The sequence below is a fragment of the Roseibium polysiphoniae genome, assembly GCF_014842925.1.
GTDB classification, from domain to species: domain Bacteria; phylum Pseudomonadota; class Alphaproteobacteria; order Rhizobiales; family Stappiaceae; genus Roseibium; species Roseibium polysiphoniae.
In genome coordinates this window covers 493,080-517,311 of sequence record NZ_JACYXJ010000004.1, presented here as the reverse complement: position 1 = coordinate 517,311, position 24,232 = coordinate 493,080, and the positions used below count along the sequence as shown (strand labels likewise).

Genomic DNA, 24,232 nt, shown 5'->3' with positions numbered 1-24,232 from the left:
ACTTAACCCATGCGCTCGGATGCAAAGGAACCGGGCGAGGCCGGGAAGACAACTGTCTTATTACCATTCAAAAATGCCCGTTGATGAATATGGGCGTGGACAGCGCGTGCGAGCACCTGGCTTTCGACATCGCGCCCAAGACTTACATAGTCATTCTGCGACTGGGCGTGCGTCACGCGGATAATGTCCTGCTCGATAATCGGCCCTTCATCGAGGTCTGCAGTCACATAATGCGACGTCGCGCCGATCAGCTTCACGCCTCTCTCGTAGGCCTGCTTATAGGGGTTGGCGCCCTTAAAGGAGGGCAGGAAGGAGTGATGGATGTTGATGATCCGGCCAGACATTTTCTGGCACATGGCGTCCGACAGGACCTGCATGTAACGCGCCAGGACAATCAATTCGGCGCCCGTCTCCTCGATGATCCACATCTGAGCTGCTTCTGCCTCAGGCTTATTATCTTTGGTGACTTTGATGTAATGGAACGGAATATCGTGATTGACGACAACCTTCTGGTATTCCAAGTGATTTGAAATGACAGCGACGATGTCGATAGGCAGTGCGCCGATCCTCCAACGATAAAGCAAATCATTCAGGCAATGGCCAAAGCGCGACACCATAATGACAACCTTCATCTTCCGGCTCTCATCATGGAAGCCAAAATCCATACCGAATGCTTCCGCCGTCTCGACAAAGCCGTCGCATAGCGCTTCGAGCGTTGCTCCCTCTTCAGAGACAAAACTCATCCGCATGAAGAACATGTCTGATTCAGCATCATCATATTGGGCGCTGTCGGTGATATTGCACCCATGCTGCGCCAAGTAGCTTCCGATCGCCCCAACGATGCCCCGCGTCGATTTGCATTTCACGATCAGACAGTACTTGGTCATTGCGCTGTTCCACGTCTTTAAAGAACCGGTGCAGAGCCCCCATTCGAAGATCCTTCCGACCTTGAATTGCTCAAGAATTGGCGGCCAAGATACTCATCACCAAAACTGGCGATAGTTCCCAAACCGACATTCAGGCATTCGATTTCACACGTGCTGCGACAAATTGAGTTTGCGGCTGGAGTCACTAACCGATGCCCGGCGCGCGTTGGCATACGCTGGGCGCAGAGCCGTCGAATTATGAAACGCGACGTGCAGTGGGTTTATGCGCCTCTGATCCAACAACAGCTTTGAAGCTTTGGCGGTGCCGGCGGCCAAACCTATTACTTCTTGGAACAAGCCTCAAAACGCGCGCGGGTTTCCGCACTTGGAGGGTAGAGGCCAATGATGCTTGACCCTTTGGCGACTTCGTCCAGCACAAATGCTTCAAAAGCCTCCATGTCCTGGATCTCCGCGGCAATCTCTGACGCCATATGAAGCGGCACAATGATCACACCGTCCGCATCGCCAACGACGAGGTCCCCGGGAAAAACGGGCGCAGTGCCACAGCCGATGGGAACATTCAGGTCGATGGCATGGTGCTTGGTCAGATTGGTGGGCGCGGACGCGGCCGCGCAATAAGCCGGAAGCCTGAGTTTGCTGATTTCATGGGTGTCGCGCAGGCCACCATCCGTCACAATACCCGCACAGCCGCGATATTCCAGGCGCTTGGCAAGGATCCCGCCAGCGGACGCCGCTGACGCATCGCCACGGCAATCCATGACTAGCACATGTCCCTCTGGGACCGTTTCGACTGCGACCCGCTGCGGATGCTCCGGGTCCTTGAAGACCTCCAGCTGATTGAGGTCTTCCCGTGCCGGAATGTAGCGCAGCGTGAAAGCCTGCCCCACCATGTTTGGCCGATCACCGCCAAGCCGCGAGACCCCTTGAACAAAGTTCGTCCGAAGCCCGCGCTTGTAGAGCAAGGTTGCGATGCTAGGGGTCGATGCGTTCTTGAAGACTTCGAGAACGGCAGCGTCCAATTTCTCGGTATTGGTTACCATTGCGTGGTCCCTCCTCGTGCCTCAATCGAACATCGCTGGCAGCGTCAGCGAAATCGCGGGAACATAAGTGACCAGTATCAAGGCGAACAGCAAAGCCAGGTAGAAGGGCCATATGGTCCTTAAGGCCTGCTCGATCTTGACCTTGCCCACAGCACAGCCCACGAAAAGGCACGTACCAACGGGCGGTGTGCACAGACCCAGACCCAGATTCACAAGCAGCATGATACCGAACTGGATCGGATCCATCCCGATCTCCCGCGCAATCGGCAGGAAGATGGGCGTACAGATAAGGATCAGAGCGGCCATATCCATGATCATTCCAAGCATCAGCAGCATGACGTTGATCATGAGAAGAATGATAATCGGGTTGTCCGAGATCGTGACCAGCATATTGGTCAAGAGCGTCGGCACTTGATAGAGCGCAAGCAGATAGGCGAAGGCGCTGGCAAAGCCGATCAGGATCATAACCATCGACGTGGTTCGCACCGCCGAGGTCACTGCCGTCGCGAAGGATTTCCAGGACAAAGAGCGATAGGCAAAGACGGTCAGGGCCAGCGCATAAATTGCGCCGAATGCGCCAGATTCTGTGACCGTAAAGACCCCTGACAACACACCTCCAACAATAATCACCGCGGTAACGAGACCAGGAATAGCAGCTCCCGCTGCAACCAGCGCAGCGCGCCATCCGGGGAACGGTTCGGCAGGATAGTTCCGCTTAATCGCAACGGCATAGGCGGCGATGGCAAGGCAAATGCACATCAGCATGCCAGGAACCACGCCGGCGAGAAACAGCTTGGAGATTGAAATGCCACCGCCCGCGGCGACCGCGAAAATGATCATGTTGTGGCTTGGCGGGATCACGATACCCGCGATCGAAGAGGTCACCGTCACGTTGACCGCGTAGTCTCCACTGTAGCCTTTTTCCTTCATCACCGGAATGAGGAGAGAGCCGAGGGCGGAGATGTCAGCGACCGCAGAACCAGAGATGCCGCCGAAGAGCATGCTCGAGAAGATGTTCACGGAGGCAAGGCCGCCGCGAACATGGCCAACCAGGGCTGAAGCGAACCGAACCAGCCGCGCGGCGATGCCGCCGTGAAGCATGATTTCGCCGGCAAAAACGAAGAATGGAATTGCCAGAAGCGAGAAAACAGAGATACCCGAGATGGTTCTCTGGAAGGTAATCAGAAGCGGGAAGCCCTCGTAGAAGAAGGCGGAGGCCGCGGCAATCCCCATCGCGAAGGCAACAGGCACGCCAAGCAGCAGACAGCCGCCGAACGCTCCCAGCAAAATTGCGAGACCCATGACTTAAAGGCTCCGTTCGTCGCTGGCGTCAGCGGTATGAAACAGTTGGATGATTTGCAGAACGCCACGGGTTCCGGCAAAGAGGCAAGTGAACCCGCCACACAAGAGAGCGGGCAATGTGCGGAAGCTTTCAGGAATGTTGAGCATCGGAAGGTTGGTAGACCATCCGAACCGCATGAGCTCGAGACAGGCAACCATCATGACAATGCCGAAAGCGGCTAGGATGAGATCTGCCAGGGCGCTTGCGATTTCGCAGAAAGGACTGCCGAGCATCTCTCGAAAAAGGGTAACGCCAAGGTGGCTGTTTTCATGCACGCCAGTGGCACTGCCAACGAAAGCGATATAGCCAACGAGAAGCAACGAAAGCTGCTCGACCCAAGTCGGCGTAACATTGAGAACATATCGCCCGAAGACCAGCCAGCCAAAAATCACAACAAGCAGAACGAGCGAGAATGAACTGGCAAAGAGACAAATCTTGCTGAGGACATTCAAGGCACGGGTCAGCGCGCCAAAGGATTGCGTTTCTTGAGACACGTTTCCCACCCTGGGTGTTTGAAAAACGACCTGTGGCGCGCACAAACGCCACAGGTCACCACGGCCGATTTGGTTGATGGGAGAATTAATCCGCGTTGCGGATCAGGTTTACCAAATCGGTCAGGTCCGGATTGTCTTCCAGGAAGCTGTCATAAACCGGGGACATTGCATTCTGGAAGGGAGCCTTGTCGGCGATCTGGTTGACCTGTGTGCCACCAGCAAGAACCGTTTCCATGCTCTTTTTCTCACGCTCGCCCCAAAGCTTACGCTCGAGCTCAGCACTTGCCTTTCCGGCCTCAAGCACGATGGCCTGATCTTCAGCAGACAGCGCATCGAATGTGACCTTGCTCATGCAAAGGCACTCGGGAATGATCAAATGCTCTGAAATCGAATAGTACTTGGCCACTTCATAGTGGTTGGTGGACTCATAGGACGGCGGGTTGTTTTCTGCGCCATCGACAACGCCTGTCTTTAGCGACTGGTAAACCTCAGCGAACGCCATTGGCGTTGCATTGCCGCCAAGAGATTCAATCATGCCAACGAACAGATCGTTGTTCATGACACGAACCTTAAGTCCCTCGACATCAGCAGGCGTATTGATCGGCTTCTGGGAATTGTAGAAGGAACGAGCACCGGCGTCATACCAGCCAAGTGCCACAATGCCTTTCTTCTGAAGCCCGGCATCAATCGCCGCACCAGCTTCCCCATCCATCAAGCGATACATTTGGTCAACGCTCTTGAAGATGAACGGCAGCGAGACAACGTTTGCCTCCGGAACAGCCTGCCCCATCGGCCCAAGGCTAAAGACGCCAAAATTGATGATGCCCAAGCGAACCTGTTCGATTGCATCCGGCTGGGATCCGAGAACGCCAGAGTGATAGACTTTGCCGGTGATGCGGCCGTCCGTCTTCTCCGAGACTTCCTTCATGAAGGATTCCATCCCGTGCGATACAGGATAGTCGTCCACATGGATGTTCCAGCCGCGCCATTCTACAGCTTGAGCAGCGGATACCGCGGCAAAAGGAACGGCCAGAGCGACAGCCAGCGTGCTGGCACGCGCCAGACTGGCAAGAGATGCCATTGATTTCATAAATTCCTCCCAAAATGAATCTAGCGCCCTCCAAAGCGCTAAAGAGATATAATCTCATTTAATCGATTATATCAAGAGATAATATCTCTACTCAAAATCCGGACTTAAACGCTTCCATCCCATCCGCTCAGAGCCTATGCTGACCGCAACAAATAAAAATGCCGGACGCGGCCTTGGGAGGACAAGCAATGCAAATGAAGGACACCGTTGCAGCGGCACCCCCTCAGAATAGGGGCAAGATCGCCCCTGAAAGAAAGATGTCTTTAACCGAAAAAATACAGTCAAAGCTTGGGGAAAAGATCAGGTCCGGCGAATTTATCGTAGGAGAAAAGCTACCCAGGGAGAAGGACCTTGTCGCGTCCTTCAACGTTAGTCGTACGGTCATCCGGGAAGCACTTGCACAGTTACGCGCTGAAGGGCTGATCGACATACGCCATGGCGTTGGCGCCTTTGTCTGCCCCCCACCAGTGCACGACACAAAGATACCCTTTTTGCCAGACAACCTGAAGAAGAGATCTGATCTCTTGGAGCTTCTGGAGTTGAGAAAGGGTGTCGAAATCGAAGCCGCTGGCCTTGCCGCCCTACGTAGATCCCCTGCTCAGTACGAACGCATACAGGAAGCCTTTCAAGATTTTTGCGGCGCGCTGAAACGCGGAGAAGATGCAGCAGCCAAGGACTTTGACCTGCATCAGCGCATTGCCGAGGCAACCAACAATCGTTTTTATCTCGAATTCCTGGACTACATCTCGCGTCAGGTCACCCTTGATGCGCCCCGCTCTCTCTACGGCGGCGAACAATCGCGCCGGCTCGATCAGCTGACTGCGCTCGAAGAGGAACACCGGGATATCGTTGATGCGATTCAAATGCAGGATGCGGAGAGATCCAGATCAGCGATGCGCAAGCATCTGAAAGCGAGTGAAGAGCGCTTCCTGACGCTCAAGGAATAGCACTCGCTCGCATCATTTAGCCGATTGGCTTTTAAAAGGTGCGGAGAGCATCAATCGAGGTGGAACACCTCTTCCATCGCAGCCCACCATTCCCCCTCCCCACGGCTGGAAAGCGGGTGCTGCATCGGGCCACACAGCTTCCACCATTCCTGGGTGAGCGGGTCCGCAGCGATGGCTGCGTTGTCCGCGTCGAAATCGGTACCCGTATATTCCCAATAGCCGAACATGACATTTTCCGGCTCCCGAAGAAAAATTGAGTAGTTGGTGATGTTCGATTTCTTGAGCCGCTCGAGGATTTCCGGCCACACAGCAGAATGAACCTCTTTATATTCAGCAATTCTCGCTGGATCGATACCGATCATCATTCCCATGCGCTGCATGTAAAGTCCCCGTTTTAAAGTCACAGCTGTTCATCTAAAGACGATAAAAACGTGATGCAGTGCCGCCGAAAATGGCCGCTCGCTCCGTTTCTGAAAGTTCTTGCGTCAATGCTCGGGCACATCGGTGCCAATCCTCATAGGTGCCAGCAAGATTGAGCACGGGCCAATCGCTTCCCCACATGAGTCTTGAAGCCCCAAAACATTCGAGCACATGCCGAAAAACAGGCCGAAGGGCATCTGTGCCCCAACCAGCGCCATATTCATTTGCAAGGCCTGAAAGCTTGCAAAAGACTCTTGGCCGCGCGGCAAGCAACTTCACCCCTTCTCGCCAATCAGCACCTGGGTCGCCGTCATCCGTGAACTTTGGCTTGGCGCAATGATCGATAACGATGTCCAGCTCGGGCAGCTTCATGCTGAGTTCGAAAAGAGCAGAGAGATGTCGAGGTTGCACCAGGGCATCCATACTTAGCCCCAAAAGCGCAACCTGCCGTAGGCCTGTAACCACATTCTCGCGCAGGACCCAGTCAGTGTCTTCGATATCCTGGAGCATCGGACGCACGCCTTTGAACAACGGGTCTTTTGACAAGTTGGCCAGGGTCGATCCAACGTTCGGATCTTCCAGGTCAACCCAACCCACCACGCCCCTTATCAAAGGTGTTTCCTGCCCCAGCGAGAGCAGAAACCGTGCCTCTGCTGTGGTCGCCGCCGCCTGAACCAAAACCGTGCCATCGACGCCGCAGGAAGCCGCAAGCGAGGCCAGGTCCACCGGCAAAATATCACGCCGGATGGCAGCGACACTGTCATCCATCCAATGATAGTCGCCTCGATCGATTTTCCAGAAATGCTGATGCGCATCGATAATCAAAGTTGCCCTCCCGGTCGCCTTTCTCCCATCAGGCACACGCCCGGCGGGACTCAGAGATTGACCCTGCATTGTTCTTAATTATAAAAAACAAATAAGATCATCAACTGCTCCATGTCAACGGAGCAGGCAGTTCAGGCCACAACAGGTCGCTGCCTGCATCAGATGGCTCGGCGGGGAAAGAGGAACCGGCATGCACCAGAAACAAATTGGTAAAACGGATTTGACGGTAACGGACATATCGTTCGGCTGCGCCGGGATAGGCAACATTGGGCGCGCAATTTCCGATCAGGAGGCAGAAGACGTCCTTCAAGCCGCCTGGGATGCAGGTATCCGGTACTTTGACACGGCTCCTCACTATGGCCGCGGGCGCTCGGAGGAACGCTTGGGATCCTTCTTGAAAAATCTTGATCGCAGTTCCTTTGCGATATCGACCAAGGTGGGACGCGTTCTGTCTCCTGGCCCTGCCCTGAGCGAAGCGGACGGCTTTATCGACCCGCTGCCCAACTCGGTTAGATATGACTATAGCGGGGCAGGTTTTGAGGAAGCTATTGAGCAGAGTTGTCAGAGGCTTCAAACCGACACAATCGACATCCTCTACGTTCACGACATCGGCGCCTATACCCACGGCGCCGAAAACGACCGACATATGAAAGACTTCTTTGCCTCAGGGCTGGACAAGCTCCAAGAGCTGAAAACGTCTGGTCGAATCCGAGCCTACGGACTTGGCGTGAACGAAACACGCGTCTGTCTGGATATTTTGGCGCGAACAGATCTGGATGCCATCCTACTCGCAGGTCGCCTGACATTGCTCGACCGCGACGCAGAGGCAGAGCTGGTGGGTATCTGTAAAGGGCGGGCAACAAGCCTCATTCTGGGCGGCATTTTCAATTCCGGGATATTGGCCACAGGTCCAACAGAAGGTGCATGGTTTGACTACAAGCCCGCATCTCAAGACATCATTGAGCAGGTCACTGATCTTCAGCGAAAAACGGAGACATTTGGCATCCCTCTGGCAACTGCAGCGCTTCACTACGCACATAGCCATCCTGCGGCTGCATCCGTCCTGATTGGTACAGGCAAGATCTCATCTTTGAAACGGAACCTTGCCGCGCTGGAAACGCCCATACCCACGGGCTGCCAAGAGCTTTTCGGCTACTAAACTGCCAAAAAATCTGCCAGATCTCAGACCAGCTGGTGGTCTCGCAGGGAGGAGAGGAGTGTCTGCTTGGAGGTCCGCAAGTGCCTCAAGGCTGCGGCCTCCGCTCTTCCAACGTCTCTCGACTCCATCGCCTCGATCCAGTCAAGGTGCTCGCGAATGGCCGCCGCGTTGCGCTGCATCTCGTGGGTTTTGTCCCACATGTAGTGATAGTGGAAGATAAGCGAGATGACCTTTTGGGCTTCCAGGACGAAACGATTTTTCACGACGCTGTTGATTGCTGTGTGGAACTTCTCATCGAGTTTCGAGAAATCATGGAAACGTGTCTCGATTTCGGACTGAAGCCGCAAATGCTCGTCTTTCAGTATCGAGAGCTGGCTCCAAATCTCATGATCATCAGGGAGCTCAACGAGGTTCCGAACGGCATTCAGTTCGAGAACGGCGCGGAAATCAGACAGTTCAATTGCGAACTCGGAGGTAAAACCGAGGAGCAACCAACCACCTTTCGAGCCACGCTCGACCAGGCCGAACCGGCTCAACCCCGCCAGGAATTCTTGCAGAATATGGGCTGGAACATTGAACTGGCGGGAGAGCTGCGCGACGTTCAGCGCTGTCCCGGCTGGAACATCGAACCGCAGCACCCATTCCAGGAACCTGCGCTCCAACTCAGCGACCGAGACCATCTCATCGCGAATTTCCAGACGATCAGCAGAAAGCGGCTTCCTAACAACCGTCTTCGACCGGCCCTGCCAGGTGATGAGCCCCTTGTCACTGAGCCGTTGAAGGCTTGCTCTGACGACTGTTCGGCTGACACCCATTTCAGACGCAAGCACGACTTCTGACGGCAGCTGATCACCGACATCCCAACGGCCGCAAATGTCCAACAGTCTGTTGAAGGCCAGTCTGAATCGGTCGTCGGTTCGCGCCATGCGAAGAACCTATCATATTCGAGAAACAAGACAATTTCGGTATTTAGTACTTATTTATAAAAAACAATTGACGCATCTGACAAGCTATCACAAAATGTTTTTATTAATAAAAATCAGAAACGCCTGAGGGAGGAACAATGGCGGAGACTGATCGAAGCCCGCCGCTTGTCGGCTGGAACTTGAAACTATCCGCCAGCTCGTTTCACAAGCTTTCGGCACTCTTCACTCTGGCATGCCTGATCATTGTCTTCTCGTTTGGAAACCCGGCGTTCTTCTCGATCAACAATGGATTGACTGTTCTTCTGCAAACAGCCGTCATTGGGTTGCTTGGCATCGGCATGACCCTGGTGATCATCACCGGGGGCATCGATCTCAGCGTCGGTTCTGTGCTCGCCCTTTCTGGCACCGTCACGGGCCTTTGCGTGAAGGCAGGCATTCCAGTCGCACCTTCAATGGCAATCGGCGTCTGTGTCGGCGCTGCCTGTGGCCTGTTCAATGGATTTGTCATCACGAAGATGAGGATCACCCCCTTTGTGGCAACCTTGGGGATGATGCTGATTGCGCGCGGCGTGGCGCTTCAATTGACTGGTGCGGCACCAATATCTCGCCTGGGCGAAGCATTCGGTGTGCTCGGCAATGGCTCACTTTTCCGTATCATCGAGAAAGGCGCCAACGGATTTCCCAAGGTGGTTTTTCCCGGCATTCCATATCCAGTGATCTTGTTGGCGATCGTAGCCGTCGCTGCAGCCTATCTGCTGAATCGCCGTCAGATCGGTCGGCATATCTATGCAACGGGTTCCAATGAGGAGGCCGCACGCCTTTCAGGTGTCGCCGTCGATCGCACAAAGATGATTGCCTACACCCTGTCGGGTGCACTGGCTGGTCTTTCCGGCAATGTCCTGATGTCTCGCTTGATCACTGCTCAACCCAATGAGGGTGTGATGTACGAGCTCGACGCCATCGCGGCGGCCGTTATTGGCGGGGCATCGCTGATGGGAGGCATCGGCAATATCTCGGGAACGATGATCGGCGCCTTCATCATCGGCGTCCTTCGGAACGGCCTGAACATGGCCGGCGTCTCTGCATTCATTCAGCAAATCCTGATCGGTTTCATCGTCATCCTGGCGGTCTACATCGATCAGATCCGCAACCGGCGCTAGGAGGGCCGGTTTCTAAAAAGTAAGTGTATTTTGGAGGAGGAAAAAATGAAGAAACTTATGGGAACCGCCATGATGGTAAGCGCGATCGCGCTTTCCTCGGCAGCTACGAACGCGGGCGAAATCGCCGTCATCGTGAAGACAACCAGCTCGAACTTCTGGCAGAACGTCAACAAGGGCGCCACGGCAGCGATCGAAGGCCAGAGCGAACATACAATGACCTTCAACGGCCCCGCCGCTGAATCTGCGATCGCAGACCAGGTCAACCTTGTTGAGAACGCCATCAACCGCGGCGTGTCAGCCATCGTTCTGGCCCCATCGGATCCAGAGGCCTTGGCACCTGCCGTTAAACGCGCCTATGAGGCAGCCATTCCGGTCGCAATCATCGACTCCGGCCTCGCAGAGGGAGCGAAGGGCACCTATCAGGCATTCCTTTCGACCGACAATTGCGCAGCCGGTGAATTGGTCGCTGAATCAATGATCGACTCTGTCGGGACCGAGGGCAAGGTTGCGGTCATGTCCTATGTCGCCGGTGTCGGTTCGGAAATCGGCCGTGTCGGTTGCTTTGTGAAACACTTGGAAGCCAATTCCAAAATCGAGATCGTCGGCCCCTACTATTCGCAGTCTCAAATGGCAACGGCACTCAACCAGACCACTGACGTCCTGGCCGCCAACAGCGATCTGGATGGCATCTTCGGAGCCAATGAACCAACTGCTGTCGGCATGGGACGGGCCCTCGTCCAGGCTGGCAAGGCCGGTAAGGTGACAGCCATTGGCTTCGACGGTAATGGCGATCTTCAGGACTTCGTGCGCGATGGCACATTGAAGGCAACTGCGGTTCAGGGCTCTTTCCAGATGGGCGAGCTCGGCGTCAAGGCCGTCATCGATGTCTTGGCAGGCAAGGAAGTCAACTCCTTCATCGATACCGGTGTCGTCCTTGTCACCAAGGACAATATCGATACGCCGGAAGCGCAGAACGTACTTTACTGAGTCAATGAGATGCCGGGGACACGGCGACCATCCGTTCACCGATCCCCGGCCTCTCGCCACAAAGCAAGACAACAACGAGCCACCGCAAATGAACCTGCATCACGCCCCATCGAGCACACCACTTGTCGAAATGGTTGATATCGAAAAGCACTTTGGTGGCATTCGAGCAGTGAATGGTGTGACCTTGGACCTTTACCCGGGAGAGGTCGTCGGAGTTCTTGGACACAATGGTGCCGGAAAATCCTGCCTGATGCGCATTCTCTCTGGCGCCATGATACCGAGCAAGGGCCAAGTCCGGATCAATGGGCAGGATGCTCAAATTCACTCCCCGCATGATGCTCGCGATTTAGGTATCGAAACCATCTACCAGACCCTGGCCCTTGCAGATCACCTCGATGCGCCTTCGAACCTGTTTCTCGGCAGGGAGCTGAAAACTCGCTTCGGCAGCCTGGACGACGGCCGCATGATGCGCGAGGCGGTCGACGTGCTGAAACGGCTGAATCCGAATTTCAAGAACCTGAGCGACCCCGTCTCAAGCCTGTCGGGCGGACAGCGACAGGTGATCGCGATCGCACGTGCGATCTATTTCGACGTAAAGATCTTGATCATGGACGAGCCCACCGCCGCCCTTGGTCCCTCTGAAACAGCCATGGTGTCGAAACTCATCAAACAATTGAGAGACGACGGCATCGGCATTCTTTTGGTCAGTCACGACATGCATGATGTCTTCGAGCTATGCGACAGGGTTGTTGTCATGAACAAGGGCAAGAACGTGGGCTCGCACAGAATAGAAGATGTCACGAAGGATGATGTGTTGAGCCTGATCATCAAGGGTCAACTGCCGGACGATTGGGTTCCGCGCAGTCAGGAAACGGTGCAATGAAGACGTCATTGATTTCGCCGCAAGGAAAGTCCGAGACAATGCTCAGCGGAACGGTGGTCAAGCCGGGCGAGTTTGCACTCGAACCGCGGCCGGCGCCCATCGAGGCGCCCGAAGGTTGGGTGCTGATAGACATTGAGGCCGTCGGCATTTGCGGAACCGACTATCATATTCTTGAAGGCAAGCACCCCTATCTGAAATATCCGCGCGTCATAGGGCATGAACTTAGCGCGCGCGTCTGCGAGGATGGTTTAGGCTGGCGCGCCGGCGATCTTGTCGTGGTCAACCCCTATATTTCCTGTGGCGAGTGCAGGGCCTGTAGGCGTGGCAAACCCAATTGCTGCTCCAACATTGAAGTGTTGGGTGTTCACCGCGATGGAGGGCTCTGCGCACGACTTGCCGTCCCAGCGACGAATTTGTATGCGGCGGACGGACTCTCGCCGCTCCAAGCGGCAATGGTCGAATTTCTGGCCATTGGCGCGCACGCGGTTCGCCGGTCGGGTATTCAGAAAGGTGACAGAACACTTGTCACTGGGGCGGGCCCAATTGGCCTTGGAACGGCTCTTTTTGCCCGCCTTGCCGGTGCCGATGTTCATCTCCTGGATCTCAGCCCCGCCCGACTGGAACAGGCACATCGCCTGTTTGGCTTCTCAAAGACCCATAAGGTTGGCAACGCGATTCTCGCAGGTGACCTTGTCGACGGATTTGACGTGATCTTTGATGCCACCGGCAGTGCAAAAGCAATTGAATCGGGCTTTCAACTTCTTGCTCATGGCAGCAGCTATGTTCTCGTTAGCGTGGTCAAGGATGACATCTGCTTCAATGATGCAGAGTTCCACAAGCGTGAAACGCGCATCATTGGCAGCAGAAATGCGACTGCCGAAGATTTCCAGCATGTCATGGCAGCCATCAGGGACCGCAAGATTGACACCGACGCGCTCTGCTCGCAAACCATTCCCCTGGAAGACTTCGCCGAGCACTTTACCAGACTGGCCCAAGATCGTGAAACGCTGATCAAAGCGATCGTGACCCTATAATTGAAAACAACACATAGAGACGGCATTCCTTTGAAAACAATTCGCCTGCATCCAGATGACAATGTCGTCGTCGCAATCGCCGCACTGGAAGCCGGCGATCCAACCGCCGATGGCCTTACGGTCAAGACACAGATACCAGCGGGACATAAGGTGGCGGCACGCCCAATTGCAACAGGCGATGCAGTCCGCAAATACGGCCAGATCATAGGACAGGCGACGGCGGAAATTGATGCCGGCGAACATGTCCATAGTCACAATGTCGGCATGGGTGCGCATTGCCAGGACCCCGAATTCTGCAAGGCAGCGACTGCTGTCCTCCCGGTGGAAAGGCCGGCCACCTTTCTCGGCTACCACCGGCCGGATGGCAAAGTCGGTACACGCAACTACCTTGGCATTCTCACCTCCGTGAACTGCTCTGGCTCCGTTGCCAGGTTTGTTGCCGAAGCCGTTGAACGCGACGGCTGGCTGGACCAGTTCCCGAATGTCGACGGCGTCGTTCCGATCGTGCATGGCACAGGCTGCGGCATGTCGGCCTCGGGAGAAGGCTACGATCTTCTGTTCCGCACACTCTCCGGTTATGCGCGCAATCCGAATTTCGGCGCCATTTTGATGATTGGCCTTGGCTGCGAAGTGATGCAGATCCCTGATCTTGTCGGCTCGGAAGCCATCAACGACAAGAGCCGCTTTCGCTATATGACGATCCAGCAGTCCGGAGGCACAAGGGCTACCATCGACAAGGCGAATGCCGAGTTGAAGCAACTTGCCCAAGCTGCTAACCAATGCGCGAGGGCACCCGCGCCGGCGGCGGCAATCACAATCGGCATGCAATGCGGCGGCTCGGACGGCTACTCCGGCATCACGGCCAATCCGGCGCTCGGAGCAGCGTCTGATTTACTCGTGCGCCATGGCGGAACGACGATATTGTCTGAAACATCCGAGATTTTTGGCGCTGAGCATCTTTTGACACGACGCGCCGAGACGCCAGCAATTGGTCAGGCCCTGCTGGACCGAATTGACTGGTGGCAGGAGTATTGTTCCCGTCTTGGCGCCGAGCTCGACAACAATCCGTCGCCGGGAAACAAGCGCGGTGGGCTGACGACAATCCTGGAGAAGTCTTTGGGAGCCGTCGCCAAGGGTGGCACGGCACCACTTACCGGCGTCTACAAATACGCCGAACCTATCAGTCGGCCGGGCTTCGCGTTCATGGACAGCCCAGGGTACGATCCGTGCTCGGTGACAGGGCAGATCGCCTCGGGCGCCAATCTGATCATCTTCACGACCGGGCGCGGTTCAGTGTCGGGCTACAAGCCCTCCCCCTGCATCAAGCTGGCGTCCAATTCAAACATGTATGACCGCATGTCAGAAGATATGGACGTCAACTGTGGAGACATGATTGAAGGCGTGCCGATGGAAGTGAAGGCCCAAGAGATCTTCGATCTCGTCCTGCGTGTCGCTTCTGGTGAAGAGACCAAGAGTGAAGCCCTTGGCTTTGGCGGAGCAGAATTCGTACCTTGGCAGATAGGTGCCGTTCTTTAGACCAGTCGCTCTAGTCAATAGTCGGCCCTTTTTGCGCTAGCGTGCGAGCGCTCTCGCGACACCTCGAATTTCAGCCAGGCCTCTAAGCCTGCCAATAAGGGGATAGCCGGGCGCCGTCTGCCGCGCCAGGTCATCTCGCATGGCGTGGCCATGGTCAGGCCGCATCGGCAGGACACGGCCGAAAGCTTTTTCGATCTCAAGAACCGCACGCACGACCTCAACCATGTCGACGTCGCCATCGAGGTGATTGGCCTCGTGAAAGCTCAGGCCATCCGCCTCACGCTTTGTCGCGCGCAGGTGCAGGAAGTGAATCCTCTCACGGTGCTCCCGAAGCATGGCCGGCAGGTCATTGTCAGCCCGAACTCCATAGGACCCGGTGCAGAACGTAAACCCATTCGACGGGCTGTCACTCATCTGCGCGATTGCGGCCATATCTTCTACCGTTGAAACCACCCGCGGAAGCCCGAAAAGCGGACGAGGCGGATCATCTGGGTGAATTGCGAGCTTCACACCTGCCTTTTCGGCACGGGGCAGCACATGCGCAAGAAAGGCTCGGAGATTGGCTCTGAGCTCAGCTGCACCGATACCATCATAGGCCGCAAGACTCTTTCGGAAACTCTCCAGCGAATAACTTTCCTCTGACCCGGGCAGGCCGGCAATGATTGTATCGATCAGCCTGTCACGCTCGGCGGCATCAGTTTCGGAAAACCGCGCCTTTGCAGCACTTTGAAGTTCTGCTGAATGATCTTTGTCGGCCCCGTTCCGCTGCAGGATAAAAAGGTCAAACATTGCAAAATCAACCGCATCAAACCGCAGACATTTGGCGCCGGTTTCGAGCTCATAAAAGAGATCGGTGCGGGTCCAATCGAGGACAGGCATGAAGTTGTAGCAAATGGTCCGAATGCCGCAGGCCGCCAGATTATCAAAACTCTCGGCCCAATTGTCGGCAAGATCCCGCCAGTTCGGCGCACCTGTCTTGATGTCTTCGTGGACGGGTATGCTTTCCACCACCAGCCACTCGAGACCGGCTTCGCGCACCATGGCCTGGCGTTCTTCGATCTGCTCGCGTGGCCAAACGACTCCATTCGGCAGGTCATGCAAGGCAGTCACCACGCCGACAGCCCCAGCCTGACGAATGTCGGACAGGGTCACGGCATCTTCCGGTCCAAACCAGCGCCAAGTCTCAATCATAGAAGTTTCCCCGGAAAGTAGAGTGGTCAGCCTTCAGCTGTTTCCCAGCCTGTTTATCTGACCTGAACAATGGGTTGGAAAAGGTAGCCGTCGAAAGCCGGATCTTCGACATCGGACAGTTCCATCAAGGTTTCGCGCACATTCTCGAGATGCTGCCACATGGCCTGGCGCGCCGCTTGAGGGTCCTTGCTTTGCAGAGCCGACAAGATGACCCGGTGGTCATCTAGCCAGGAGCTGCGATAGTCCGCGTTAAAAATGCGGTCATGCAGACGTGCCCACATCGGGCTTTGCTCGCGCTTGCGCCACAGTTCCTGAACCATATCGACAAGAACGGAGTTCTGGGTCGCTTCGGCAATGAGCCGGTGAAACATCTCGTCGCCGCTGTAGTCCGGGTCGCCGATTTCGATGCCGCGCCGCTCAACCTCCAGGGCCTCGCGCATGCGAATGATATCGTTCTTGGTCACCATTTCCGCCGCGAAGGCCGCAATGTTGCTCTCCAACAATTGCCGCGCCTGCAAAAGTTCAAACGGTCCAATATCGTCTCGCAGCGGTGGAGCCGCCTGGTCCGGACTTGTGCTCAGATAAATTCCGGAACCTTTGCGAACTTCCACAAGGCCCTCGATCTCCAGCATGATGAGCGCTTCACGCACCAGCGATCGAGACACCCCAATTTCATCAGAGATCTGGCGTTCGGACATGAGCCGTTCGCCCGTCTTCATGCCACGCTTGCGGATAAGCTGGCGCAGCTCGCAAGCAACATCCTGATATCGGCGCGAGGCGCTCATTCAGCGGCGTCCTTTTTCCTCATTTCGGCATAGAATGCCCGAAGCACATCGAAAGCAGGCTTTCTTGTCTTCTTGTCCGCTGCAATCAGGCCCTTACGATTGAAGCCGCGTTGAAAAACGTTCTGACGTCGCTCAACACGGAAATCATAAAGAATCCACGGCGAGATTCCCTTAATATACGAAAGTTCTCTCAGAGTTTCGATTTGTCTTTCGTAGACTTCACGCTGGTAATCTATGCTGAACAAGCCGGATTTAGGACCTAAGTCCGTGTGATCACCATCCGCGCCAGTCTCCGAAATCACAACCGGACGGTCCGGGTTCGAGTTTTGGCCAATAGAGATCAGCTCGTCGAAATTCTCTTCATACCAGCCATAGTATTCATTTAGGCCGATCACATCGATGTGGCTTGCCAGCCGGTCTTCGATCTTGAGCTTGGCATGGTTTACCAGACATGCCGCTGAAAGAAGGCGCGTCGGATCCTCTTCCCGCGCCAGCTCCACCAGACCGCGCATGAATTCAAGCCTTGCGTCCGTGTCTGGGTTCTCGTTCCCCACCGACCAGATGATGACACTTGCCCGGTTGCGATCCCGCCGGATCAACTCCCGCAACTGGTTTTCCGCATCGCGCCGTGTGTCTGGATTGGCGAAGTCGATGGCCCAGTAGACCGGAACCTCTTCCCAAAGCAGGAAGCCAAGCTCATCTGCAATTTCCGCCGCACGTTCGTGATGCGGATAGTGAGCGAGCCTCAGAAAATTACAGCCCAGCGCGCGCGCATCGGCAAATCGCCGCCGAAGATCCTCTTCGCTCGTACATTTGCCAGCTGTCTCATCGTCCTCATGCACCGAAATTCCGCGCAGAAAAAATGGCTTTCCATTGAGGAAGAGTTCTGTGCCACGACGCTCAATGGTTCGAAAGCCCACCTTGTCATGCACACGGTCTCCGCCAGCTTCGACCTCAATGTCGTAAAGCTTGGGCGTATCAGGTGACCACCGTTCTGGTGAGGCCTTGAAAGCGATATGTCCGCGACCGCCGTCAAGCGCAACAACCGCATCAATATTCAGCTCCGGAATGCGAACCCGCGCGTCTTCGGCAGGCCCATCCGCAACAACGGAAACGCAAATGCCATTATCAGACAGCCGGGCAAAGACGTCACGGATAACCGTTGAACCTGTCTCATACAGAGCGACCTCGCGGTAAACACCACCGTAGTTGAACCAGTCGGTATTTCGCATCGGCACACGGTCCAGGGTCCGCGTGTTGTTCACACACAGCATGACCCAATTCTGACCTGGCAAGAGCGTATCACTCACCTCGACGCAAAACGGTGTTGAGCCGCCGTAGTGATTGCCTATGAACGTCCCGTTGATAAAGATCTTGCAGTCGTATTGAGCCGCGCCGATCCGCAGGAAACGTCGTCTCCCCGGCGAAAGCTCATCGACGGAAACAGATTTCGTGTACCAGGCAGACCCTTCGAAGAAATACCATTTCTCCTTTAGCATCTGCCAGCAGGAAGGAACCGGCACAGTCTCGCCCTCATAGGGATCGTAGTCCCAGGGCTCAATCCGCTTTTCCGGAGCTTCAGGCAGCATGGAGAACCATTTCTGCCTAAGCCCGGTGTCGAGCAGATCGACACAAAAGTTCCACTCTCCATCCAGGGAGCGGCCTTCCCGCCCCCTGGTGAAGATCAGCGTTTCCGCATTCAGGTTCTGCAAATTGTAAGGACGGTCATAGTCCTCATCATGCAGACACTGAAGGGCATTGTCTGCCAGATCGGAGCGCTCGAGCATGTGCCGGTTCCTTGGTCCGTTGTCGTCAGTTCACTGCCGCCTTGATGCGGGCAATCAGATCAGCGAGCTTTTCGGACTTCGCGGCGACTTCTTCGTGCATCGGGAGGACCGCTTCGACGAAAGGCGCTTTTTCAACGGTATGAACCGTCACGCCCAACTCTTTCTGCGCTTCTTCGATTGCAGCGTCCGAAGCGGCGTTCCAGGACTTGCGATGCGCTTCCATTGATTCCAGTGCTGCCTGACGCAGCGCGGTACGCTGCTCATCAGTCAGTGCATCATAAGCACACGAGGAAATGACAACGACCGACGGGATCATTGTGTGCTCATCAAGCGAGAAATGCTTCGCAACTTCGCCATGACGCGCTGTGGTCAGAGCCGTTGGGTTGTTTTCAGCACCATCAACGACGCCCTGCTGCAATGCGCTGTAAAGCTCACCCCAGGAAATCGGCGTCGGGTTGCCGCCGAGCAGCTCAACCATGCGAATGGCGGACGGGCTCGGCTGAACGCGTACCTTCATGCCTTTCAGATCAGCTGGGCTGTTGATCGCACGATCGCCGTAGAAAGAGCGCGCACCCTCGGTGTAGAAGGCAACGCCACGAAAACCCTGCTCGGATGAAGCATTCAGAATGTCAGCGCCGATTTCACCGGTGATGACATCGTTGAAGTGCTCTTCAGACTGGAAGATGTAAGGCAGGTTGAGCGCAGAATAGCTTTCCTCGAATGCTTCTAGTTCAGATGCATTCGAGCGAGCCATTTCGAGCGAGCAGTTTTGCACCAGTTCCATGGACTCGCGCTGCGTACCAAGCTGACCATTCGGATAGATCCGGATCTTGACGTCGCCGTCGGTCAGTTCGGCAACACGATCAGCCATGATCTGCATGGAGATATGCACCGGATGCTCCGGCGGGTTGTTGTGATTCAGGCGCAGAGTTGCAGCCTCTGCGGTCAGGCTTGCGCCCAAGATAGTCGTCGCAGCAAGAGCGGTAACGCGTGTAAAATTCACCATTGAAATCCCTCCCAGGGTTTACTCGCATTCTCGTGTGAGATGCGGTTCAATCTGCATTGGCCGGTTCAACCAGAAGGCTTCATCTGGTCAACCAATCCAAGCGAGAACATTTGCTAGTTTCTAAAATTAGTCAACCAGTCAGATAAAATTGGTTGACCAGTTTATCTCTCTCGTGGTTTTTGGCCTAACATAAAAGGAACGCAAGAGCAGCGACGGGAGGAGTGCGCCATGTGTCATCCAGCTTCCATAGATCTTTGGAGACATGCCAATGCGTAGCACCGTCGACTCGACCCTGAAGTGCGCGCTGGTTCTGATCTTCAGCATCCTGGTCGTATGTGTTGTCTGGCAGGTGGTCAGCCGCTTCATTCTCGGCACGCCAAGCACCACGACAGACGAACTCGCCCGTTTCCTGTTTATGTGGCTCGCCTTGATCGGCGGTGCCTACACGCTCGGCCAGGGGCGCCATCTCGCCATCGATCTGCTGACGCTGCAGCTAAGCGGCAAGCGCAAGCTCTTGTCCGAGCTTGTGATCTTGGGCGTTGTCGGTCTCTTTTGCGCGATCGTCATGGTCTACGGCGGCGGGCAACTTGTGGCAAAAACTCTGGCTTCTGGTCAGGTGACCCCAAGCCTGCAAATCCCGATGGGATACGTCTATGGCGCCATCCCCTTCGCCGGCCTGGTGATGATCTACTACTGCCTGTCATTCGCTCTGGATCTCGGATCGGGCGAGTCAAAACAGGCTGATGAACCCGCATTTGGCCCGCTCGACTAAGGGCATTTCTATTCTAGGAGTTTAACATGGCCAGTGCGGCTCTTCTGCTCTTCGGGGCATTCGGCTTGCTGACAGCAATCGGTGTTCCGATTGCATTCGCAATCGGCGCGGCGGCAGCAATCACCTTCTTGCTGTTCATGGATTTCAACCAGTCGGTCTTCATCGTTGCTCAGCAGATGGCATCCGGACTGGACAGTTTCACACTTCTTGCGATCCCGTTCTTCATCCTTGCCGGCAACATCATGAACCGAGGCGGCATCGCGATGCGCCTGATTGCCTTTGCGAAGGTTCTGGGTGGCCGGCTTCCAGGCGCTCTGGCACATTGCAACGTGCTGGCCAATATGATGTTCGGTTCAATTTCCGGCTCAGCCGTTGCCGCAGCAGCTGCCGTTGGCGGCGTTATGTCGCCATTGCAGAAAAAAGAAGGCTATGACCCGGCTTATTCGGCCGCCGTCAACATCGCCTCTTGCCCGACCGGGCTTTTGATCCCGCCGTCAGCAACGCTGATCGTTTACTCCCTCATCACTGGTGGCACCTCAATCGCAGCCCTTTTTGTCGCAGGTTATTTGCCGGGCATTCTGATGGGTCTCAGCCTGATGATCGTTGCTGGGATCATAGCGAAGAAGCGCGGATACCCACTCGCGCCGCGATCCACCTGGCAAGAGGTCTTCCGCGCGACAGCTGACGCGATCCTGCCGCTTGGTCTGATCATCATCGTCATGGGCGGGATCATCAGCGGCGCTTTCACGGCAACCGAAGCGTCTGCCATTGCTGTGGTCTACACTCTGCTTCTCGCTCTTGTTTGGTACCGAGAGATCGGAGTGAAAGACCTTCCGTCGATCATCACGGAATCGGCCGTGACGACTTCGATCGTTCTTCTGATGATCGGTGCCAGCATCGCCATGAGCAGAGCCATGGCCTTTGGTGATATTCCGTTTGCGCTTTCAGATGCGTTGCTCAGCATCTCCGAAAATCCGATCGTGATCCTGCTCGCAATCAACATAGCACTGTTGATCGTCGGCACGTTCATGGACATGACGCCAGCCCTCCTGATCTTCACTCCGATCTTCATGCCGGTGGTTCGCGACCTTGGCATGGACCCGGTTCACTTCGGTATCGTGATGACCTTCAACCTGTGTATTGGCATCTGCACGCCGCCGGTGGGCTCCGCGCTCTTTGTCGGCTGTTCGGTCGGAGGAACCAGTATCAGCGCGGTCATCCGGCCACTGCTTCCCTTCTATGCGGTGCTTTTTGCCCTTCTGCTTTTGGTCACCTACGTCCCGGCAATCAGCCTCACCCTGCCACGCCTGCTTCTTGGATACTGATGAAAACCCTCTCGAATTGGACGCTTCTAAGCACAACCCAGACCGGCGTAGAATTGGAAGTGGAAGGCAAACATCTTCTGCGCATCTCCGTCCTCGAAAGCTCATTGTTCCGCGTCTCCCTGTTGAAGAACAAGGAATGGCGGCTGGACCGCAGCTGGACAGTCGCGCCGGGCGGAGAGGCGCCCCTCGAGGGACGGCATCGTGACAGCCTTGCCGGGTTCTCCAGTCCAAGCTGCGAAATTGAGGTTGGAGAACAACTTCGCCTCCAAACGGACTCGATCCGGCTGACCATTTCGCAGCCATTGCATTTTTGTTGGGAATGCCGGATCGGCGGCGAATGGCGGGAGTTCGCTCAGGACCGCACGACCGGTGGGATCATGGCAGGTGTTCGCGATCACAGACACGCCCATTTCCTTGCCCGTTCTCCCGAAGAAAAGGTCTTCGGGCTTGGCGAAAAGACTGGCCTACTGGAACGATCAGGTCGTCGCTATGAAATGCGCAATCTTGACGCAATGGGTTATGACGCGGAGACGACCGATCCGCTCTACAAGCATATCCCCTTCACGCTGACACGCACCAAAACCGCCGGATGCTGGTCAATCTTTTACGACAACCTGGCCGGCACATGGTTCGATCTCGGCAATGAGCTGGACAACTATCATAAGCCTTACCGCAGCTATCGCGCTGAGGACGGTGATCTCGACTACTACATGCGTTGGGCGCCTGAGCTGGGCGAACTTGCAACAGAACAGGCAAAGCTGACCGGCGGCACCGCATTCCCGCCCCGCTGGACGCTTGGATATTCGGGCTCAACGATGTCCTATACGGACGCGCCCGATGCACAGGTACAGCTCGAGGGTTTCCTGGACCACCTCGCCGAGCATGACATTCCCTGCGATAGCTTCCAGCTTTCCTCAGGCTACACCTCGATTGGCGACAAGCGCTACGTGTTCAACTGGAATACGGAAAAAGTTCCAGACGTCCACGCCATGACCGAAAAGTTCCGTGATGCGGGCGTTCATTTGATTGCCAACATCAAGCCATGCCTTCTGCAGGACCACCCGCGTTACGAAGAAGTCGCACAGGCAGGCCTGTTCGTCTCTGACAGCGAGGCCGAACAACCGGAACGCTCTTTGTTTTGGGATGACGAGGGATCGCACCTCGATTTCACCAAGATGGAAACAATCAGGTGGTGGCGGGACAACGTCACACGCGAACTTCTTGAAAAGGGCATCGGCTCAACCTGGAACGACAACAACGAGTATGAAATCTGGGATGACGGTGCGCGCTGTCATGGATTTGGTTCCGAGATTCCCGTCAATCTGATCCGGCCGGTTCAGCCGATCCTGATGACACGCGCGTCAGAAGCAGCACAAAAACGCCATGCACCCGAGAAGCGCCCGTATCTGATCAGCCGGTCCGGCGCGCCAGGCCTTCAGCGCTATGCACAAACCTGGACTGGCGACAATCGCACCTCTTGGGAGACCCTGCGCTGGAACATCCGGATGGGTCTCGGTCTGTCCCTGTCTGGCTTTTTCAACATCGGCCATGACGTCGGCGGGTTTTCGGGTCCAAAGCCCGACCCTGAGCTCTTTGTCCGCTGGGTCCAGAACGGCATTTTCCATCCGCGCTTCACGATACACAGCTGGAACGACGATCAAACGGTCAATGAACCCTGGATGTATCCGGAGGTGACAGACCACGTTCGTGCGGCAATCAAACTCCGCTACCGGCTCATCCCTTATCTTTATACCCTTCTGTGGCGTTCTTCTGCGTTCAACGAGCCAATCATCCGGCCGACTTTCCTGGAGTTTCCAGGAGATGAGAACTGCTGGCTGGACACTGACGATTTCATGCTCGGACGCGAGCTGCTTATAGCCAATGTAGTGGAGCCCGGAGCATCGAGCCGCGTCGTCAGGCTTCCAGAACATCCGTCCGGGTGGTGGGATTTTTTCCAGGGCACGTGGCATGCTGGCGGCACAGTCATCGAAACACCGGTCGATATCGGAACGATCCCAGTATTTGTGAAAGCTGGTTCGATCATTCCGCTTGGCATTGGCGCAAACAGAGCAGACCCAAGGGCCGAGACCGGCCGCGAAATTGCGCTCTTTCCGGTACCCGGCCCTGGAAGCAGTGACGGTGAGCTCTATGAAGACGATGGCGTCGGGGTCGATGCGCCACACAGCCACCTGTGTTTTTCGCTAAGTTCGACAGACGACAAAATATCGCTGAATTGGAGTCAGAATGGGACTGAACAGTCCTTCCACAAAGAAGCCCTGCTGACACTGCCGGCATCTGAAACCCGCCCTCTTTCGATACGCGATCAGGAGCAACCCGCGCCAGTCATGGCAAATCTCGTCGATGACAGCGGCAACGGCTGATCACGTCACGCAAGAGGCGGAATACGATTCTGCAAGGCGACGCTCCGATACAAGCGTCGCCTCTTTTTTTGAGCTCATCATTTCTACAGCAAGCTCACGCTGTTCAGCTTTCCGCATGAATTTTCCGCATGTGGCCTATGCCCGTTCCACCACTGTCATATCGTCGTAGTGAAGCTACGATATTCCCCGTATTGCACACGTGTGCAAGATCTTCTTCGGACCTTCCCGTCGCTCACGGCGGAAGTTTTCTCAGCA

22 protein-coding genes are annotated in these 24,232 nt (G+C 55.6%); 10 read left to right on the top strand and 12 right to left on the bottom strand.

Annotated features, from left to right (window positions below; translation table 11 throughout):
* Nucleotides 1–2: 2 nt before the first annotated feature.
* From purU to IG617_RS12595, 5 genes are all read right to left on the bottom strand, one after another.
* Entirely contained in the window at nt 3–887 is an 885-nt protein-coding gene (purU, locus tag IG617_RS12615; RefSeq protein WP_192109555.1) for a formyltetrahydrofolate deformylase, read from the bottom strand.
* A gap of 320 nt (nt 888–1,207) precedes the next feature.
* On the bottom strand, nt 1,208–1,927 hold the full coding sequence (locus IG617_RS12610; protein WP_192109554.1) for a ribonuclease activity regulator RraA: 720 nt from the start codon (nt 1,925–1,927) through the stop codon (nt 1,208–1,210).
* 21 nt (nt 1,928–1,948) lie between these two features.
* A complete protein-coding gene (locus tag IG617_RS12605; RefSeq protein WP_192109553.1) occupies nt 1,949–3,229 on the bottom strand; it encodes a TRAP transporter large permease in 1,281 nt (426 codons plus the stop codon).
* Between the two features lie 3 nt (nt 3,230–3,232).
* On the bottom strand, nt 3,233–3,763 hold the full coding sequence (locus IG617_RS12600; RefSeq protein ID WP_209008433.1) for a TRAP transporter small permease: 531 nt from the start codon (nt 3,761–3,763) through the stop codon (nt 3,233–3,235).
* An 85-nt stretch (nt 3,764–3,848) separates the two neighbouring features.
* Complete coding sequence (locus IG617_RS12595) at nt 3,849–4,853, bottom strand: TRAP transporter substrate-binding protein (RefSeq protein WP_246541920.1); 1,005 nt, start codon at nt 4,851–4,853, stop codon at nt 3,849–3,851.
* A 257-nt stretch (nt 4,854–5,110) separates the two neighbouring features.
* Between IG617_RS12595 and IG617_RS12590 the strand changes: the two genes are divergently transcribed.
* Nucleotides 5,111–5,800, top strand: a complete 690-nt coding sequence (locus tag IG617_RS12590; RefSeq protein ID WP_192109552.1) for a FadR/GntR family transcriptional regulator — start codon at nt 5,111–5,113, stop codon at nt 5,798–5,800.
* A 50-nt stretch (nt 5,801–5,850) separates the two neighbouring features.
* Here IG617_RS12590 and IG617_RS12585 read toward each other — a convergent pair whose 3' ends face one another.
* The gene (locus IG617_RS12585) at nt 5,851–6,180 is read right to left on the bottom strand and encodes an L-rhamnose mutarotase (RefSeq protein WP_192109551.1); all 330 of its coding nucleotides are present in this window, start codon (nt 6,178–6,180) and stop codon (nt 5,851–5,853) included.
* A gap of 34 nt (nt 6,181–6,214) precedes the next feature.
* Nucleotides 6,215–7,045, bottom strand: coding sequence for an amidohydrolase family protein (locus IG617_RS12580; protein WP_192109550.1), 831 nt, complete (start codon nt 7,043–7,045; stop codon nt 6,215–6,217).
* Nucleotides 7,046–7,235: 190 nt separating this feature from the next.
* Between IG617_RS12580 and IG617_RS12575 the strand changes: the two genes are divergently transcribed.
* Nucleotides 7,236–8,204 (top strand): aldo/keto reductase, encoded by a 969-nt coding sequence (locus IG617_RS12575; RefSeq protein ID WP_192109549.1) that lies wholly within the window; start codon nt 7,236–7,238, stop codon nt 8,202–8,204.
* Between the two features lie 23 nt (nt 8,205–8,227).
* Here IG617_RS12575 and IG617_RS12570 read toward each other — a convergent pair whose 3' ends face one another.
* A complete protein-coding gene (locus IG617_RS12570; protein WP_192109548.1) occupies nt 8,228–9,130 on the bottom strand; it encodes a GntR family transcriptional regulator in 903 nt (300 codons plus the stop codon).
* A 137-nt stretch (nt 9,131–9,267) separates the two neighbouring features.
* Here IG617_RS12570 and IG617_RS12565 point away from each other — a divergent pair, with 137 nt between their 5' ends.
* The 5 genes from IG617_RS12565 to IG617_RS12545 all read left to right on the top strand — a co-directional run bounded on the left by IG617_RS12565 (nt 9,268) and on the right by IG617_RS12545 (nt 14,730).
* On the top strand, nt 9,268–10,290 hold the full coding sequence (locus tag IG617_RS12565) for an ABC transporter permease (RefSeq protein ID WP_192109547.1): 1,023 nt from the start codon (nt 9,268–9,270) through the stop codon (nt 10,288–10,290).
* 45 nt (nt 10,291–10,335) lie between these two features.
* Nucleotides 10,336–11,277, top strand: coding sequence for an ABC transporter substrate-binding protein (locus tag IG617_RS12560; protein ID WP_192109546.1), 942 nt, complete (start codon nt 10,336–10,338; stop codon nt 11,275–11,277).
* An 88-nt stretch (nt 11,278–11,365) separates the two neighbouring features.
* Nucleotides 11,366–12,160, top strand: a complete 795-nt coding sequence (locus IG617_RS12555) for an ATP-binding cassette domain-containing protein (protein ID WP_209008432.1) — start codon at nt 11,366–11,368, stop codon at nt 12,158–12,160.
* A gap of 38 nt (nt 12,161–12,198) precedes the next feature.
* Nucleotides 12,199–13,194 carry a zinc-binding alcohol dehydrogenase family protein gene (locus IG617_RS12550; RefSeq protein ID WP_192109653.1) on the top strand — a complete coding sequence of 332 codons (996 nt, stop codon included), beginning with the start codon at nt 12,199–12,201 and terminating at the stop codon, nt 13,192–13,194.
* Nucleotides 13,195–13,224: 30 nt separating this feature from the next.
* The gene (locus tag IG617_RS12545) at nt 13,225–14,730 is read left to right on the top strand and encodes a UxaA family hydrolase (RefSeq protein WP_216859572.1); all 1,506 of its coding nucleotides are present in this window, start codon (nt 13,225–13,227) and stop codon (nt 14,728–14,730) included.
* A gap of 36 nt (nt 14,731–14,766) precedes the next feature.
* Here the strand turns inward: IG617_RS12545 and uxuA are convergent, their stop codons facing one another.
* Genes uxuA through IG617_RS12525 form a run of 4 tightly spaced genes read right to left on the bottom strand, consistent with a single transcriptional unit; the run spans nt 14,767 to nt 19,499 of the window.
* Complete coding sequence (uxuA, locus tag IG617_RS12540; RefSeq protein ID WP_192109545.1) at nt 14,767–15,921, bottom strand: mannonate dehydratase; 1,155 nt, start codon at nt 15,919–15,921, stop codon at nt 14,767–14,769.
* A 53-nt stretch (nt 15,922–15,974) separates the two neighbouring features.
* On the bottom strand, nt 15,975–16,706 hold the full coding sequence (locus IG617_RS12535; protein ID WP_192109544.1) for an FCD domain-containing protein: 732 nt from the start codon (nt 16,704–16,706) through the stop codon (nt 15,975–15,977).
* The gene (locus IG617_RS12530; RefSeq protein WP_192109543.1) at nt 16,703–18,493 is read right to left on the bottom strand and encodes a glycoside hydrolase family 2 protein; all 1,791 of its coding nucleotides are present in this window, start codon (nt 18,491–18,493) and stop codon (nt 16,703–16,705) included. Before IG617_RS12530 ends, IG617_RS12535 begins: the two co-directional genes overlap by 4 nt.
* 25 nt (nt 18,494–18,518) lie before the next feature.
* Nucleotides 18,519–19,499, bottom strand: coding sequence for a TRAP transporter substrate-binding protein (locus IG617_RS12525; RefSeq protein WP_192109542.1), 981 nt, complete (start codon nt 19,497–19,499; stop codon nt 18,519–18,521).
* Nucleotides 19,500–19,767: 268 nt separating this feature from the next.
* Here IG617_RS12525 and IG617_RS12520 point away from each other — a divergent pair, with 268 nt between their 5' ends.
* From IG617_RS12520 to IG617_RS12510, 3 genes are read left to right on the top strand one after another with little or no spacing between them, the layout of a single operon-like run.
* Nucleotides 19,768–20,271: a TRAP transporter small permease gene (locus tag IG617_RS12520; protein WP_192109541.1), complete on the top strand. Its 504-nt coding sequence runs from the start codon at nt 19,768–19,770 to the stop codon at nt 20,269–20,271.
* A gap of 26 nt (nt 20,272–20,297) precedes the next feature.
* On the top strand, nt 20,298–21,596 hold the full coding sequence (locus IG617_RS12515) for a TRAP transporter large permease (RefSeq protein WP_192109540.1): 1,299 nt from the start codon (nt 20,298–20,300) through the stop codon (nt 21,594–21,596).
* Nucleotides 21,596–23,977, top strand: coding sequence for a glycoside hydrolase family 31 protein (locus tag IG617_RS12510; RefSeq protein WP_192109539.1), 2,382 nt, complete (start codon nt 21,596–21,598; stop codon nt 23,975–23,977). Before IG617_RS12515 ends, IG617_RS12510 begins: the two co-directional genes overlap by 1 nt.
* Nucleotides 23,978–24,232: the final 255 nt, after the last annotated feature.